Below are 15,372 nucleotides of genomic sequence, written 5' to 3' on the forward strand. Positions count from 1 at the left end.
GTGTGCCGCGGCGCTCCAGATAGTCCGGGGATGCCACGGCCACCAAGAAAGTCACCGACGTGATCGATCATGCAGCAAGGGAAGCTGGCGCAAAGTCCCGTGATGCCCTTGGTCCGGGGCGACGGGGAGCGCCAAGTTCTCAGGCCGGCGCATCCGCCGCCTTCTGCTGTGCGCGCCGCCACGTTGCCGGCGGCAGGCCGGTGGCCCGCTTGAAGGCGCGCGCGAACGCCGCCTCCGAGTCATAGCCCACTTCCAGTGCCACTGCCGCCACGGGCGAATGGCTTTCGCGCAGCAGGCGGGCGCCGCATTGCATGCGCCAGTTCGTGAGGTACTGCATCGGTGCCAGATGAGTCAGCGCGACGAAGCGCTCGTGCAGCGTGGAGCGCGACATTCCCACGTGGCGCCCCAGGTCTTCCACCGTCCAATGCGCGGACGGGTCGCCGTGCATCAGACCGATCGCGCGCCCGATCTGCCGGTCGCGCAGCGCACCGAGCCAGCCCTGGGCCTCCTGCGGCAACGAGTCGAGGTAGCGCCGGGCGCCGTCCACGAAAACCATCTCGCTGATGCGCTGCAGCAAGGCGGCTCCGCCGGCGCGTGCGTCTATGGATTCGGACGCCGCGTGTTCCAGCATCGGCGCCACCCAGGCGCCCACGCCCTCCGCGCGCAGGTGCAGCAGCCTGGGCAAGGCGGCGATCAGCGGATTGAACGGCCGCAGGTCGCAGGCGATGAAGCCGCACACGATGACGGTGCTGGCTTCTTCCGGTGCCAGCAACCCCAGTTCGACCATGTTCCCGCGGTAAGTCACCGGCAGCGGCCTGTCGTTCTTGCGCATCTGGAAAAGCCACTCGTCGTCGACCTCCGGCTGCAGGCCCGGCGCGCTGGAGACCACATGTGCGTCGCCATGGGGCAGCATGACGATGTCTCCGGCAGCCACCCGCAGCGGCGGCTCGCCCGCTACCGCGACCCAGCCCTCGCCCTTCACGAACAGGTGGTACTCGATGACGTGCTCAGCCCCCGGCATCACGGCCGGCGCGAGTTCGCGCGAATCCGGCGCCATGGCTGCCCACTGATCGCGGCAGCTGACGTGGAAAAACACCGAACCGCGCAACCGCACGCTGCGCAGCACGTCGGACAGCGGATCGAGCGCTGTCATGGGCCCGCCGTGCCCGTATCGGCGAACGCAAGAGCAAACCGCCACGACAACGGGTGAAGTGCCCGAAGGCGCCGGCGGGAATCATCGGCATACCGACTGCTGTTGCGTCGGCATTCAACATCCACTTCGAAGGAATTCATCATGTCCACCTTGACCGCTCCCCCGTCCACCTCCGCCGCTGCCGCGGCTGCCCCGGACTATGCCGCCATCAAGCAGCGCCAGCAAGCCACCTGGGCCAGCGGAGACTACACAGTCGTTGGCACCACGTTGCAGATCGTGGGCGAGACCTTGGCCGAGGCAGTCGATTTGCGCGCCGACGAACGCGTGCTCGACGTGGCCGCCGGCAACGGCAATGCGACCCTGGCTGCCGCGCGCCGTTTTGCCAGGGTGACCTCCACCGACTACGTGCAGGCGCTGCTGGACAAGGGGCGCGCTCGTGCCGCCGCCGAAGGGCTGGACGTCACATTCGAGGTCGCCGACGCCGAGGCCCTGCCCTATGGGGACGCCACCTTCGACGTCGTGCTGTCGACCTTCGGAGTCATGTTCGCGCCCGACCATGCGAGCGCCGCGCGCGAGATGCTGCGCGTGGTGCGCCCCGGCGGACGCATAGCACTGGCCAACTGGACGCCGGAGGGCTTCATCGGCCGCCTCTTCAAGATCATTGGCACCCACGTGGCACCGCCCGCGGGCGTGCGCTCGCCCGCGCTCTGGGGCTCCGAACCGCACCTGGTCGCGCTGTTTGGACCACGCGCCCGCGACCTGCGCGTCGAGCACAGAAAGTTTCACTTCCGCTACCGCTCAGCCGCGCATTTCGTTCAGGTGTTCCGCGAGTTCTACGGGCCAACGCACAAGGCCTTCGGCGCGCTGGACGTGGCGGGACAGGCGGCGCTGCAGCGCGACATCACGGCATTGCTCGATGAACTGGACATCGGTGGCGGGCGCGGCCTGGTGGTGCCCAGCGAGTACGCCGAGGTCGTGATCACCGTGGGCTGAAGTGGGAATGTTGACCGCAGGACCGGGGCTTCGCACTATCGATTGACGCCCTCCGCTCTGGGCTACGATGTCGGTGAGGATTTCAGACAGGAGACATCGACATGGGTGAGTCCCGCGCTGCGCAGCCTTCCGATCAGCTCGATCCGCTGGTCCAAATGGCCGCGATCCTTGATGGGGCCGGCCAGGCGGTCATTGTGAAGGACGAGGCCTCCCGGTACTTGCATCTGAACCGGCGGGCCTGCGAGCTGCTCAACGTCTCGCTCGATAGTGCGCGGGGAAAGACGGACCGCGATTTCTTGCCGCAACCGCAGGCCGATCGGATCAGAGAACTCGATCTCGAGGTACTCGCGAGCGGCAAGAGCCGAAGTTTCGAGGAAGAGATCACCACGGAGGGCGGATCGACCAGAACCCTGGTCACGCTCAAGCAGTCGGTCGATCTCCGTGGTTCCAACGGCAAGCTGCTTGTGGTCGTGATCTCTGACGTGACAGAGCTGCGCACGGCCGAGCGGGTGCTGCGCGCCAGCGAAGCGCACTACCGCTCGTTCGTCGAACTGCACCCGCAGATCACCTGGACCGCCGATGCCACCGGTGCGATCACCGAAGTCGGACCGGGCTGGCCGGCGCTCACCGGCAATTCGGTCGAGGAGTCGCTGGGCTCGGGCTGGGAATGCGCCTTGCACCCCGACGATGTCGAACGCATCAGAACGCAATGGATCGACTCGGTGGCCCGCGGCGTTCCGTTCGATGCCGAATACAGGGTGCGCAGCGCCGCAGACGGAAGGTACCGATGGTTCAGGGCTCGGGCGGCCCCCCGTCGCGACGAGAACAATGGGATCGTGCGCTGGTATGGGCTGCTCGAGGACGTTCATCAGCATCGAATCGCAATCGAAGCTCTGCGCGAGAGCGAGTCGCTGTTCCGCCTCATTGCCGACAGCGTGCCGGTGATGATGTGGCTCACCGATCAGCATGGCGAGGCCACCTTCCACAGCCGGCTGTGGCTCGAGGTGACGGGCCAGACCGAGACCGAGTCGCTCGGTGCAGGTTGGACCCGGGCCATCCATCCCGAAGACCGCGCCTCGGTGCTGGGACAGTTCGAGGCGGCAAGCGCCCAGCGGATTCCGGTTCAGCTCGACTACAGGCTGCGCCGCTCGGATGGCAGCTGGGCCTGGGTCATCGACACCGGCGCGCCCCGGCTTTCGCCTGACGGAGGGTTCCTCGGCTACGCCGGCTCCATTCTCGACGTTACCGACCGGCGCCAGGCCGAAGCCGCGCTGCGCGAGAGCGAAGCCTCTATTCGGAGCATCTTCGACAGCAGCCCCGATTGCATCAGCATGCTCGACTTGTCGGGCAATACGCTGCTGATGAACAAGGCGGCGCGACGGATGATCGGTCTCGAGGTTTCCGAACTCGCGAACCGCGAGGCGCTCGAGGCAATCTTTCCCGAAGGCCGGCTCCGGAAACTGAGCGCCATGTTCGACATCGTGCGCGCCGGCGGCACGTCGAGACTGGAGGTGGATGCCATCGACGCCGAGGGCGTGCACCGATGGCTCGACGTCATCGGGGCACCCGTGCTGGACGCATCGGGCCTGCCGATCCGGATGGTGAGCATCTGGCGCGACATCACCGAAGCCAAGGCGGCGCGCAACGATGCCGTGGTGGCGCAGCAGCAGGCCGAACGTGCGGCGAGGCGGCTCTCTGCGGTTCTCGAGAACACGATGGACTGCGTACTGGTTGTCGACCATGCATGGCGTATCACCTACATGAACGAGAACGCCCGCCGGTTCCTGAAGCTCGGCGAAGAGGCACTGAACGCAAAGCTGTGGGACCTCTTCCCCGCCGAGGTCGAAAGCCTCTTCGGCGACTACTTCCGGCAGGCGACGGCGGGCAACAAGGCCGTGTCGTTCGAGGAATTCGTGCCGGCGACGCAGGTGTGGCTCGAGGTCCACGCCTCGCCTACAGAGGAGGGCCTGTCGATCTTCTTCCGCGACACCACCGCGCGCCGCAAGGCGGAGCAGGAGCGCCTCCACGCCCAGAGCCAGGTCTCCCACATGGCCCGTCACGACGTCCTCACCGGCCTTCCCAACCGCTCGGCATTCCGCGAGGCGCTGCACCAGCACTTGAACGATGCGGGCGCGCGCGGGACCTTGGTGGCCGTGCTGACGCTGGATCTTGACGGCTTCAAGGCGGTCAACAACGCTTACGGTCATCCCGTCGGCGACATCTTGCTGCAGAAGGTCGCCCAGCGCCTGCGGCTCGGCCTCGCCGGTGAAGAGCACACGCTCGCACGACTCGGTGCGGACGAGTTCGCGATCGGCTGTTTCGGGCTGCCGCATCCGGACGCGGCGATCGAGATCGCGCGCCGTCTGATAGGTATCCTGCTAGCGCCGTTCGAGCCGGAGGGACACAAGCTGAGCATCGGAGCCAGCGTCGGCGTCGCCGTGGCGCCCGAAGACGGCGGCACCGTCGACGAGATCAAGCGTGCCTCCGCCGTGGCACTCCACCGCGCGAAGGCTGCCGGCGGAAGAACCCTCCAGAGATACGCCAGGAGCATGGACGTCCACCTGCAGACGCGCCAGGCCTTGAAGCTCTCGATGCGGGAGGCGCTCGCCCACGGGGAGTTCGAGGTCCACTTCCAGGCGCTCGTGAGCCTGGCCTCCAATCGCTGCACCAGCTTCGAAGCGCTGGTGCGTTGGCGCCACCCGGACCGGGGAATGATCTCGCCGGCCGACTTCATTCCGATCGCGGAGGAAACAGGGCTCATCGTGGAACTTGGCGAATGGGTCCTTGGCCAGGCATGCCGCGAGGCTGCCACCTGGCCCGATGAGATCGGTGTTGCGGTGAACCTCTCGCCGGTCCAGTTCAGCGCCGACAACCTGATCGACGTGATCAGGAACGCGCTCGATGCTTCGGCGCTCTCCCCTTCGCGCCTGCAGCTGGAGATCACCGAGTCGGTGCTGCTCGGCCAAGACGACAAGAACCTGCGCACCCTGCAGCAGATCCGGCAACTGGGCGTGAAGATCGCGATGGACGATTTCGGGACCGGGTACTCATCGCTGGGCTATCTGCGCAGCTTTCCGTTCGACAAGATCAAGGTAGACCGCAGCTTCATCGCCGATCTGCCCGACAGGAAGTCGCTCGCAATCATCCGGGCCGTGGCCGGCATCGGCACGAGCCTGGGCATTGCCACCACCGTGGAGGGCGTCGAAACCGAGGCACAGCTGCAGATCATCCGGCAGGAAGGGTTCGACGAGGCCCAGGGTTACCTGTTCGCGCGGCCGGTCCCGGCCTCGCAGGTGCACGGTGTCATTGCCTCACGCAGGAATTGACTGAGGCACCACTCCCGCTTGCCGCCGGATTGGCCCGCGCTGCATGCTCCTGCCGCTCTTCTTCATGACCAAGATCATCGGCCTGTTCGTGGGCCAAGAGCGTTGGAATGCGCCACCTCTGGTTGGGCGTCACTGCCGGAGACACGCCTGCGGTGCGCTTGTATGTGGCTTGCGGCTTTCGCCCCGTCGGTGCGTTGCAGCCGCTGCGGGAAGGCTCGGATCTGTTGGTGCAGCCGATGGATCTCGCGCTCGGCTCGGTTCAACTCGCCCACAGGACAATCGCCCCATGACGCCCCGCATCGTTGAACTTCAAACACGCGACTTCTCGGCATTCGCCGAGTACTTGAACGATCACATTTCCGACAACGGCGCCGAAGGTCAGCCTCTGTTTCAGCCCATTGCCCGAATCGACTGCCACTTTGCAGGCGAGAAAGCAGCTGGCTTTCGCCGAGCCTTGGATGTGGTTCCTCCCAATCCAGGATGGCGTCGGGCCTGGGTCGCTCTTTCTGGTGAGGACAGGATCGTCGGCCATGCCGACTTGAGGGCGCATCCAGCCCCCTGCATGGAGCATCGGTGCCTGCTGGGAATGGGCGTGCATCGCCAATGGCGGCGCTCGGGCCTCGGACAGCGGCTCCTGAACGCCGCAATCGAATGGGCCCAAGCCGATCAGCAAATGGCGTGGATCGACCTGCAAGTCATTGCATCCAACCATGCAGCCGTCAGGCTCTATGAGCGTGCCGGGTTCACGGGGGCCGGCCTCGTTCAAGACTGCTTCCGTGTGGATGGGCGCCAGGTGGACTATCTGTCCATGGCGCTACCAGTTCAGGCGCGTTGATGCCCATCAGCCGACAACCGGAGCGGCCACGCGGTCCAGCGCTTCGATCGCATCGGCCGGCAGTTCCAGCTTTCCGGCGGCCAGGTTTTCGCGCAGGTGCCCGACCGACGAGGTGCCCGGAATCAGCAGGATGTTGGGTGAGCGTCGCAGGAGCCACGCCAGAGCCACTTGCATCGGCGTGGCGCCCAGACGCTGCGCGACCTCGGAAAGCCCTGCCGACTGCAGCGGCGTAAAGCCGCCGAGCGGAAAGAACGGAACGTACGGAATGCCGTCGCGCGCCAGGTCGTCGATCAGCGCGTCGTCGTTGCGATGCACGAGGTTGTACTGGTTCTGTACGCAGGCGATGCGGCAGATGCTGCGCCCCTCGGCGACCTGTGCCGGCGTCACGTTGCTCAGGCCGATGTGGCGCACCAGGCCTTGGCGCTGAAGCTCCGCCAATGCCGCGAGCGGCGCCTCGATCGATCCCTCGGCCGGGCCGTGCACATCGAACATGATGCGCAGGTTCACCACTTCCAGCACGTCCAGCCCAAGGTTGCGCAGGTTGTCGTGCACGGCCTGCGTCAGCTCCTCGCGCGAAAACGCAGGCAGCCACCCGCCTGTCTCGGAGCGCCGCGCCCCGATCTTGGTGACGATGACGAGGTCCTTCGCATAAGGCGCGAGTGCCTCGCGGATGAGTTGATTGGTGATGTGCGGGCCGTAGAAGTCGCTGGTGTCGATGTGATCGACGCCATTGGCGACCGCTTCGCGCAACACGGCCAGCGCCGCCTCGCGATCTTTCGGCGGGCCGAACACACCGGGGCCGGCGAGCTGCATGGCGCCGTAGCCGAGCCGATGGACCGAACGGTCGCCGAGGGTATAGGTGCTGGGGGTCTGCATGCTGGACATGATGTTTTTTCCTGGAGTTGAAGAGGTCAATGGAGTCGTGAAGCCAGTCTAGGCAGCCCGTCTCTGTTTGATAAGCCGCCATAATCGGCACGGGCTGTGCAGAATCCAGAACAATGAAAGTCGATCTCGAAGATCTCAACGCCTTCGTGGCGGTGGCCGGCGCCAAGGGCTTTCGCGACGGCGCGCGCCTGACCGGCGGCAGCGCATCGGGCCTGAGCGAGGCGGTGCGCCGGCTGGAAGCTCAACTCGGCGTACGCCTGCTTCACCGCACAACCCGCAGCGTGCGGCCGACAGAAGCGGGAGAACGCCTGCTCGAGCGGCTGAGGCCCGCCCTCACCGAGGTGGAGGCGGCGCTCGACGTGGTGAACGGCTTTCGCGACCGGCCTGCCGGCACGCTCAAGCTGAACGTGCCGATCAGCGCCGCGCGGCTCGTGCTGCCAGCGATCGTGCCGCGCTTCCTTGCCGCCTATCCGAACATCTCTCTCGAAGTGATTGCGGAAGACAGTTTCGTCGACGTGCTGGCCGCCGGTTGCGATGCCGGTATCCGCTACGACGAGCGGCTCGAGCAGGACATGGTCGCGGTGCCGATCGGTCCGCGCTTCCAGCGTTTTGCGGTGGCGGCAGCGCCCTCCTACCTCGCCCGCCATGGCCGGCCGGAGCATCCGCGCGAGCTGCTGAGCCACAACTGCATGCGCGGCCGTTTTGCGAGCGGTTCGATGCCGCCGTGGGAGTTCGAGCGCGACGGCGAAACCTTGCGCATCGAGGTGGCCGGGCAGTTGACCGTGCGGATCGGCGCAGCGGCAGATCTCTCGGTCGATGCGGCGCTGGCCGGTGCCGGCGTGGTCTACCTGTTCGAAGACTGGCTTCGGCCACACCTTGACAGCGGTGCGCTCGAACCGATTCTCGAGCCCTGGTGGCCGCGGTTCTCCGGCCCCTTCCTCTACTACCCTGGCCGCCGCTTGCTGCCGGCGCCGCTAAGGGCGTTTGTGGACTTCATTCAACGCGGGTCGTGATTACGTCGCCGACGCAGCCAACGCGAGCGAAGCGACTCTTGAGCGCTGACGCCACAGCCGCTCCTATTGAGCCGCCTTGGCTTTGGCACAGGCCAGCATGGCGTCGCCAATTACCCGCTCCCCTTTCGCATTCAGCGCTTTGCCGGCACCTTCGATATCGCGCACCTCCTTGTTCTGGCTCAGCTTGGCCTTGCCCACCAAGCGGGTTACCTCGATCTCGATTCCGACGATTGCCTTGAGCATGGTGTCGATGTAGTCCTTGGGAGCATCGCTCATCTTCCAGGGCTTTGGCTGCGACGCCTCTTGCGTGCGGGTGAGCCGTGCCACCATTCCGCGGACATATCGCTCATCGTCCCGAATGGTGGCCCGCCCGTGGGCATGCACCACGATGTAGTTCCAACTGGGCACCTGCTTGTGGAGTTCATGCTTGCTCGGATACCACTGGGGCGAGATGTAGGAGTCCCCTGCCCTGAACACAACCATCACTTCATCGCCGCTGACGATGTCTTCCCACATGGGGTTGTTGCGGGCGACGTGCGAATGCAGCACCAGTCTGGCCTCATCCTTGGCGTCCAGCTCGAACGGAACATGGTTGGCATCCAAGCCGGTTTTTCCGTGCGTAAACAAGATGCCCAGAGGATTCTTGGCGATCAGGTCGTGCAGAACTTCAGGGCGCGATTCATCGAAATGAGCAGGAACGTACATATCTCTATCTCTGTAATGGGTTGCTGGTGAACGGAAGCGGCCGGCAAAAGTAGTGTGATTTATTCAGGCTCAGTAAACTGAACCAGTATTCACCTATCTCAGGAGGCCAGAATCCATGCCGCGGACCGCCAATACGCCGGAAGTTCCAGCGATCGGGCAACTCGATCGCAAGGCCGGCGGCCTCGCACGGCAACTCGCCCACAAGTTGCGTCAGGCGGTCAAGCGAGGCGACCTCCAAGCCGGCGAAATCCTCCCGTCGACTCGGGCGCTCGCCATTTCGTTGGGTGTCGCACGCGGTACTGTCCTCGAGGCTTTCGAGCAACTGATTGCCGAAGGATTCCTGGAGGCCGAACAAGGTGGCAGCACGCGCGTCGCCGCATCTTTGGCCGACATGCCATTGGTTGGTGCCGACGCACGCGAAGGCAAGGCGAGCGGCAAGCCTCTGCCACTGCCCTTGCCATCGGCGGCGTTCGCCCAGATCGCTCGGCAGTTCATGCCTTTGCCGCCGGTGCCCTTTGCCGTTTCAGTGCCTGCCGGCGTTGCCGCTCCCGGCGAGGTCTGGCGCCGTCTGGGGAACCAGATTCGCGCGCGCGGCAAGGGGATGCCAAGCGGCTATGGAGACCCTCAGGGTGCCTTGCCTCTGCGCCAGGCGATCGCGGAATATGTGCGACGGTCTCGCTCAGTGCGTTGCGACCCTGCTCAGGTCATTGTGACGACCGGTACCCAGCAAGGGCTCTATCTGGCCTGCCTGGTGCTTCTGGGCAACGAAGACCATGCGTGGGTCGAGAACCCGGCCTATTGGGGCATCACCGCAATATTGGAAACCTTGGGGCCCAAAGGCCGCATGGTGCGCGTGCCGGTCGATTCGGAAGGTTTGATCGTAGAAGAGGGCTTGCGCTTGAGGCCCGATGCACGCGCCGCGTTTGTGACTCCGTCGCATCAGTACCCTTTGGGCATGCCTTTGAGCATGGCGCGCCGAAACGCCCTGCTGAACTGGGCGCGCGCCAATGCAGCCTGGGTCGTGGAAGACGACTACGACAGCGAGTTGCGATATGCGGGACATCCGTTCCCGTCAATGCAAGGCCTGGATCCCGATCATGTGATCTATCTGGGAACATTCAGCAAGATCCTCTTTCCGTCGCTGCGGCTGGGATATGCCGTCGTGCCTCCCAGGCTCGTCGACGCGTTCTGTGGTGCTCGAATGCTGCTGGACCGCCATCCCCCGAGCGCCGACCAGCATGTCCTGGCGGCGTTTATCGCCGAGGGGCATCTGGACCGGCACATCCGGCGCATCCGAGGCGTCTATGGAGAATGCCGCAGCCAGCTTTCGCAGCTTTTTCAGGAGATGCTTCCCCGTGACCTGGCATGGCTGCAACCCAGCGATCAGGGCATGCACTCGGTGCTCTGGCTGGCGCCTGGCATCGATGACCAGGCCGTTTCCATTCAGGCCGCCAGGGCCGGCGTGGCTGTGCGCCCGGTGTCTCGCATGTATGCGGAAGGCAGCGAACGTTCCGGCTTGATCCTGGGCCTGGGAGCTTTCACGGCCGACGAGTTTGCGGACGCCGCGCGGCGATTGGCGTCCATCATCACTGCGGCCGCTCCAACAGGACGCCGAAGGGTCCGTAGCGCCATTCGATGAGTGTCTGCCATAAATGGCCCGACTGCGCACGCTGCGAAGTCACTCCTCGGCCAACGCGCCGTGCACGATGCCCGCGCCGGCATTCTTCTTCTGTGCCTTGACGACGAAGGCCACAACCTGCCACGCGATGAAGACAGCGATCAGCGCCATGAGCGTGCCGCTGATGGGCCTGTTGACGAACACATTGAAGCTTCCGCGGCTTAGCAGCATGGCCCGGCGGAAGTTCTCTTCCAGCATCGGGCCGAGGATGAATCCGAGCATGAGCGGCGCGGCGTCCAGCTCGAGCCGCATGAACATGTAGCCCATGAAGCCGAAGGCGGACGTGATGAAGACGTCTTCGAGATTGTTGTTGACGCTGTAGGTGCCAATGCAGCAGAAGAACAGGATCGACGGGAACAGCACGCTGTACGGGATCTTGAACACCGAGAGCCAGTAGCGCACCAGCGGCACGTTCAGCACCAGCAAGAAGACGTTGCCGATCCACATGCTGGCCACCAGGCCCCAGAACAGCTCGGGGTGGGCGCCGATCATGTTGGGCCCCGGCTGGATGCCCTTGATGATGAAGGCGGCGAGCATCAGCGCCATCACGGCGTTTTCGGGAATGCCGATGCTCATCAGCGGAATGAAGCTGGTGCGCGCGGCTGCTTCATCGGCCGCGGCCTGGCCGGCCACGCCCTCGATGCAGCCGGAGCCGATCTCATGCTTGTATTTGCTCACCTTCTTGTCGAGCGCGTAGGCCGCAAACTGCGCAATGGTCGGGCCGCCGCCGGGCAATATGCCCAGCAGCGAGCCGACCACGCTGCCGCGCAGCGCGCTGGGAATGATCCGCTTGAACTCCGCCCAGGTGGGAATGAGGTTGATCTTGCCGTTGAAGGGCGAGCGCTCCTCGCGGGAGTCGAGGTTCTTGGTGATCTCTGCAATGCCGAAGCAGCCCAGCGCGATGCTCACGATGCCGACGCCGTCGGTCAGGAACGGCATGTCCAGCGTGAAGCGCGCCATGCCGCTGTTCACGTCGGTGCCGATGGTTCCCAGCAGCACGCCAATCATGCACATCGCCAGCCCGTTCAGCAGGCTGCCGGTGGTGACGAAGCTCACGCACACAAAGCCCACCAGCATCATCGCGACGTAGTCCGCGGGACCGAACAGGAAAGCGACCTCGCCCAGCATGGGTGCGAAGAACGACAGCACCAGGATGGCCACCGTGCCGCCGATGAAGCTGGAGAAACCGGCCGTGAAGAGCGCGAGGCCGGTCTGCCCTTTCAGCGTCATCGCATACCCGTCGATGCAGGCCACGATGCTGCTCGCATGCGGAATCTTCATGGTGATGGCACTCACGCTGTCGCCGTATTGCGCACCGTAGTAAATGCCGGCCAGCATGATGAGTGCGCCGGTCGTGGGAATGGAATAGGTCAGCGGCAGCAGCAGGCTGATGGTTGCCAGCGGACCAAGGCCCGGCAGCAGGCCCACCAGCGTTCCCACCGTGCAGCCGATGGCGCAGAACAGCAGGTTCTGCCACGTGAGGGCGTGCGAAAAGCCGAACGCCAGGTTGTTCAAGACTTCCATGATGGTGGGCTCAAAAAAGCGGCAGGTTCAGGCCGAGGAGTTTCTGGAGCGCGAACGCCATGGCGATCAGCCCGGCTGAAATCTTGACGTTGCGCAGCCACGAGTTCGAACTGCCGGCAAAGGCCGAGCAGAACACCATGAAGACGATGCCCGCGGCCATGTCCAGGTACATCGAGATCAACGCGAAGCCGCAAAGGCTTGCGAGGATGAGTGCGATGTTCTTGAAGTGGAGGTCCAGCCGCACCGGCTCGACGAAGAACGACCGAACCACCGTCGACACGCCGATCAGCAGCAGCAGGCTGCTCACCATCACGGGGAAAAGACCCGGCCCTGCACGGCTCAGGTCCCCGATGGGATAGCGAAGCGCCGTGAGGCCGAAGGCCAGCGCGATTGCCATGAGGAAGAGTCCCCTGGCAAGATTTCTGTTTTTCATACGTGCCCGATGTAGTGGGTTGTCGAACGCAACCGGATGCTCTTGCGCCGGCCTGATCGCAATCTGACGCAGCCGCGAGGGGAACTACGTATCTGCAGACAACCGGTGCCGTTGACCGCGATGGCCGGCTGATGTATCAAGCGAGGCTGGAGACGTCCTGCCCTTCTCCAGCTTCTTTCATCCTTTTCATGGAGTGATTAGTGGCACAAGAAAAAGTCGATCCAGAATTGAATGGTTCGGTACTACGCCGAAAACTTCTTGGCGGCGTGGGCGCCGCGGTAGGCGCCTCCTTCGTCTTTCCGCGATGGACGCACGCGCAAGCTGCCTCCGGCAAGCCGGCTGCGCCGCCGAGCACCATCACCCAGCCGCCGCGCGACTTCGGCCCGGGCGGGGCGCCGACCACCTACTTCACCGACCCTGACGTGCTCACGGTCGACCCGGCCTTCGATGGCCTGCGCCAGCCCAACGCCCCCATCCAGCGGCTGTGGACCGGCGCGCTGTGGTCCGAAGGGCCTGCTTGGAATTCGGTCGGCCGCTTTCTGGTGTGGAGCGACATACCGAACAACCGCCAGCTGCGCTGGAGCGAGGACGACGGCCACGTCAGCGTGTTTCGCGCGCCTTCCAACAACAGCAACGGAAATACCTTCGACTACCAGGGCAGACAGTTGTCCTGCGAGCACCTGACGCGGCGCGTGGTGCGCTACGAGCTCGACGGTTCGGTCACCATCCTCGCCTCGAGCTTCAACGGCAAGCGGCTCAACTCGCCGAACGACATCGTCCCTCACCCTGACGGCAGCTACTGGTTCACCGATCCGCCCTACGGCGCCCAGCTGTACGAGGGCGCGGTCGACGCACCGGGCGGGCCCGCCAACAAGGCCGGCCGGCTCAATCCGAGGCTCGGGCAGCCGCCCGAAATCGGCTCGTACAAGCGCGAACTGCCGACCGCGGTGTACCGCCTGGACAAGAGCGGCACGCTCACGCAGGTGGCTGGCGAAGACCTGGTGCCCGACCCGAACGGCCTGTGCTTCTCGCCGGACTTCAAGAAGCTCTACATCGTCAGCACCGGGCAGGGGCCGGGCGACACCATTGCCGGCGGCAAGGGCGACATGTATGTGTTCGATGTCGGCTCGGACAACAAGCTCAGCAACGGCAAGCTCTTCAGCAACTTCATGGTCGACGGCGTGAAATGCGCGCCCGACGGCGTGCGCGCCGACGTCGACGGCAACCTGTGGTGCTCCAGCAATGCGGGCCGCAGCGTGGGCTACAGCGGCGTCACGGTGTGGACGCCGCAAGGCCGGCTCATCGGGCGTATCCGGCTGCCGGAAGTCTGCGGCAACATCTGCTTCGGCGGCCCCAAGCGCAACCGCCTCTTCATGGCGGCAAGCCAGTCGCTGTATGCCGTCTACACCGCCACCCAGGGCGCGGCGCCGGGCTAGGCACTACTTCAGGGTCGCGCCGCCTCGCGCGAGATACTGACTCGAGAGGCGGGCAAACTGACCGCCATCGGTGCTGATCGAAGTCTGGTGGCTGCCACCCGGGCTGAAGACGATCGCGAACGTGTAGGTATCGCCGTACTCCTGGGTATTGCGCAGCATGTAGTCGACATGGTTGTTCCGGTAGTGCTGATCGGTACCGCCGGGCGTGTCGGACGGCACGCCCATCGGTGTCTGCCACCACAGGATCGGGAGGCCATTGCCCAGGGCCGCCCGGTAGGCCGAGATCTGGCTCTGGGACTCATGGAAATTCGGGGAGGTCTGATTGGTTTCGTCCCAATAGAACGGACCGCTTCGCCCCGTGCATTCCGCGGGAGGCGATGGGACTTCGCGGCAGCCCGCGTCGCGGTCGCTCGTCTGGGCAACGATGAAGTCCGCCTGATGTGCACCAACCGCCTTCATCTGCGCGCCGATCTCCGCAGGGGTGCCGCTCCAGAAGGCAGGCGGGAACCCCATCAGCGCCTTGGGTGCGATCTGCCTGCCCATCTGCACGAGGCATTGGCCGACGCCTGCGGCGGTGTTCGGCAACCCCGCGCATTCGGGCTGGTTGTTCACGGCGGCTGTCATCCGCGTCGCATCGCGACCGGGCGCTTGCGATGCAACGAATCCCCAGAAGTCGGGCTCCAGATTGACCAGAACGGGCGTACCGAGGGCTGCAATGCGCTGGTACATCAGCCGGACCTGCGCCCAGTAGTTGTTCATGAAGGCGGCATCGTTGAGGATGTTCAGATTGCCTTCCCCGCTCGTTGCCATCTGGTAGAGCGTGAACATCGGAACCGCGCCGTAGGCCTGGATGGCCTGCGCGGTGAATGTGATGTATGCCCCGTCCGGACTGTTCCAGCTGGGCCAGGCGCCTGCGCCAACGCCCACGAGGTAGGTGTCGACGATATCCGGGCGAATGTCCTGGCTTTTCATCAGATCGATCGGGCTGCCTGCGCCGAGTCCAAGCAGCACCCGGGCGGGCTTGCCGAGCGTGGTCACCAATGCGGTGGTTGCCGGCATGGGCGGGGTACTTCCTCCTGTATTGCCGGCCCCACCGGTTCCACCTGTGCCGCCCGTGTTCCCTGCCCCTCCTGCATTCTGGCCATCGCCGCCTTGGCTGGCGCCATTGCTGCCCGGGATTGCGCCGTTGCCAGCGAATCCAGCCAGGCCGCCTAAGCCGCCACCTTGACCACCACCACCTCCCCCTCCGCCACAGCCAAACAGAAGCACCGAAAACACCAGTGCAGAAACGCACCCTCGAAAAAACATGATCATGAAAAGCGCTTGTTTTGATTTAAAGAGAATCGACCGCGGCACATGGCGCACGATCCATGCCCGCGTTGCTCTCGAAG

At 64.8% G+C, this 15,372-nt stretch carries 12 protein-coding genes; 6 read left to right on the forward strand and 6 right to left on the reverse strand.

All coding sequences use genetic code 11. From position 1 onward, the window contains the following. Window positions 1–139 precede the first annotated feature (139 nt). Window positions 140–1,153: an AraC family transcriptional regulator gene (locus tag GOQ09_RS13440; RefSeq protein WP_157613859.1), complete on the reverse strand. Its 1,014-nt coding sequence runs from the start codon at window positions 1,151–1,153 to the stop codon at window positions 140–142. A gap of 141 nt (window positions 1,154–1,294) precedes the next feature. Here GOQ09_RS13440 and GOQ09_RS13445 point away from each other — a divergent pair, with 141 nt between their 5' ends. The 3 genes from GOQ09_RS13445 to GOQ09_RS13455 all read left to right on the forward strand — a co-directional run bounded on the left by GOQ09_RS13445 (window position 1,295) and on the right by GOQ09_RS13455 (window position 6,307). Further along, a complete protein-coding gene (locus GOQ09_RS13445; protein ID WP_157613860.1) occupies window positions 1,295–2,146 on the forward strand; it encodes a class I SAM-dependent methyltransferase in 852 nt (283 codons plus the stop codon). 101 nt (window positions 2,147–2,247) lie between these two features. After that, window positions 2,248–5,472 (forward strand): PAS domain S-box protein, encoded by a 3,225-nt coding sequence (locus GOQ09_RS13450; RefSeq protein ID WP_207309856.1) that lies wholly within the window; start codon window positions 2,248–2,250, stop codon window positions 5,470–5,472. A gap of 286 nt (window positions 5,473–5,758) precedes the next feature. Continuing rightward, the gene (locus GOQ09_RS13455) at window positions 5,759–6,307 is read left to right on the forward strand and encodes a GNAT family N-acetyltransferase (protein WP_242630828.1); all 549 of its coding nucleotides are present in this window, start codon (window positions 5,759–5,761) and stop codon (window positions 6,305–6,307) included. A 6-nt stretch (window positions 6,308–6,313) separates the two neighbouring features. Here the strand turns inward: GOQ09_RS13455 and GOQ09_RS13460 are convergent, their stop codons facing one another. Beyond that, window positions 6,314–7,192, reverse strand: coding sequence for an aldo/keto reductase family oxidoreductase (locus GOQ09_RS13460; RefSeq protein WP_157613861.1), 879 nt, complete (start codon window positions 7,190–7,192; stop codon window positions 6,314–6,316). Between the two features lie 113 nt (window positions 7,193–7,305). Between GOQ09_RS13460 and GOQ09_RS13465 the strand changes: the two genes are divergently transcribed. Continuing rightward, on the forward strand, window positions 7,306–8,205 hold the full coding sequence (locus GOQ09_RS13465) for a LysR family transcriptional regulator (RefSeq protein WP_157613862.1): 900 nt from the start codon (window positions 7,306–7,308) through the stop codon (window positions 8,203–8,205). A gap of 63 nt (window positions 8,206–8,268) precedes the next feature. On the opposite strand, the gene GOQ09_RS13470 is transcribed toward GOQ09_RS13465, so the two are convergent. After that, entirely contained in the window at window positions 8,269–8,910 is a 642-nt protein-coding gene (locus GOQ09_RS13470; protein ID WP_157613863.1) for an FMN-binding negative transcriptional regulator, read from the reverse strand. 115 nt (window positions 8,911–9,025) lie between these two features. On the opposite strand from GOQ09_RS13470, the gene GOQ09_RS13475 reads away from it, so the two are divergent. Beyond that, window positions 9,026–10,549, forward strand: coding sequence for a PLP-dependent aminotransferase family protein (locus GOQ09_RS13475; RefSeq protein WP_157613864.1), 1,524 nt, complete (start codon window positions 9,026–9,028; stop codon window positions 10,547–10,549). A 39-nt stretch (window positions 10,550–10,588) separates the two neighbouring features. On the opposite strand, the gene GOQ09_RS13480 is transcribed toward GOQ09_RS13475, so the two are convergent. Next, window positions 10,589–12,112: a tripartite tricarboxylate transporter permease gene (locus GOQ09_RS13480; protein WP_157613865.1), complete on the reverse strand. Its 1,524-nt coding sequence runs from the start codon at window positions 12,110–12,112 to the stop codon at window positions 10,589–10,591. Window positions 12,113–12,122: 10 nt separating this feature from the next. Then, entirely contained in the window at window positions 12,123–12,509 is a 387-nt protein-coding gene (locus tag GOQ09_RS13485; RefSeq protein WP_157613866.1) for a tripartite tricarboxylate transporter TctB family protein, read from the reverse strand. Between the two features lie 236 nt (window positions 12,510–12,745). Between GOQ09_RS13485 and GOQ09_RS13490 the strand changes: the two genes are divergently transcribed. Then, entirely contained in the window at window positions 12,746–13,981 is a 1,236-nt protein-coding gene (locus GOQ09_RS13490) for an SMP-30/gluconolactonase/LRE family protein (protein WP_165442085.1), read from the forward strand. Between the two features lie 3 nt (window positions 13,982–13,984). Here the strand turns inward: GOQ09_RS13490 and GOQ09_RS13495 are convergent, their stop codons facing one another. Further along, window positions 13,985–15,040 carry a hypothetical protein gene (locus GOQ09_RS13495; RefSeq protein ID WP_242630829.1) on the reverse strand — a complete coding sequence of 352 codons (1,056 nt, stop codon included), beginning with the start codon at window positions 15,038–15,040 and terminating at the stop codon, window positions 13,985–13,987. Between the last annotated feature and the right edge of the window lie 332 nt (window positions 15,041–15,372).

Origin of the sequence: Variovorax paradoxus, from assembly GCF_009755665.1 — a bacterium.
Lineage (GTDB): Bacteria > Pseudomonadota > Gammaproteobacteria > Burkholderiales > Burkholderiaceae_C > Variovorax > Variovorax paradoxus_G.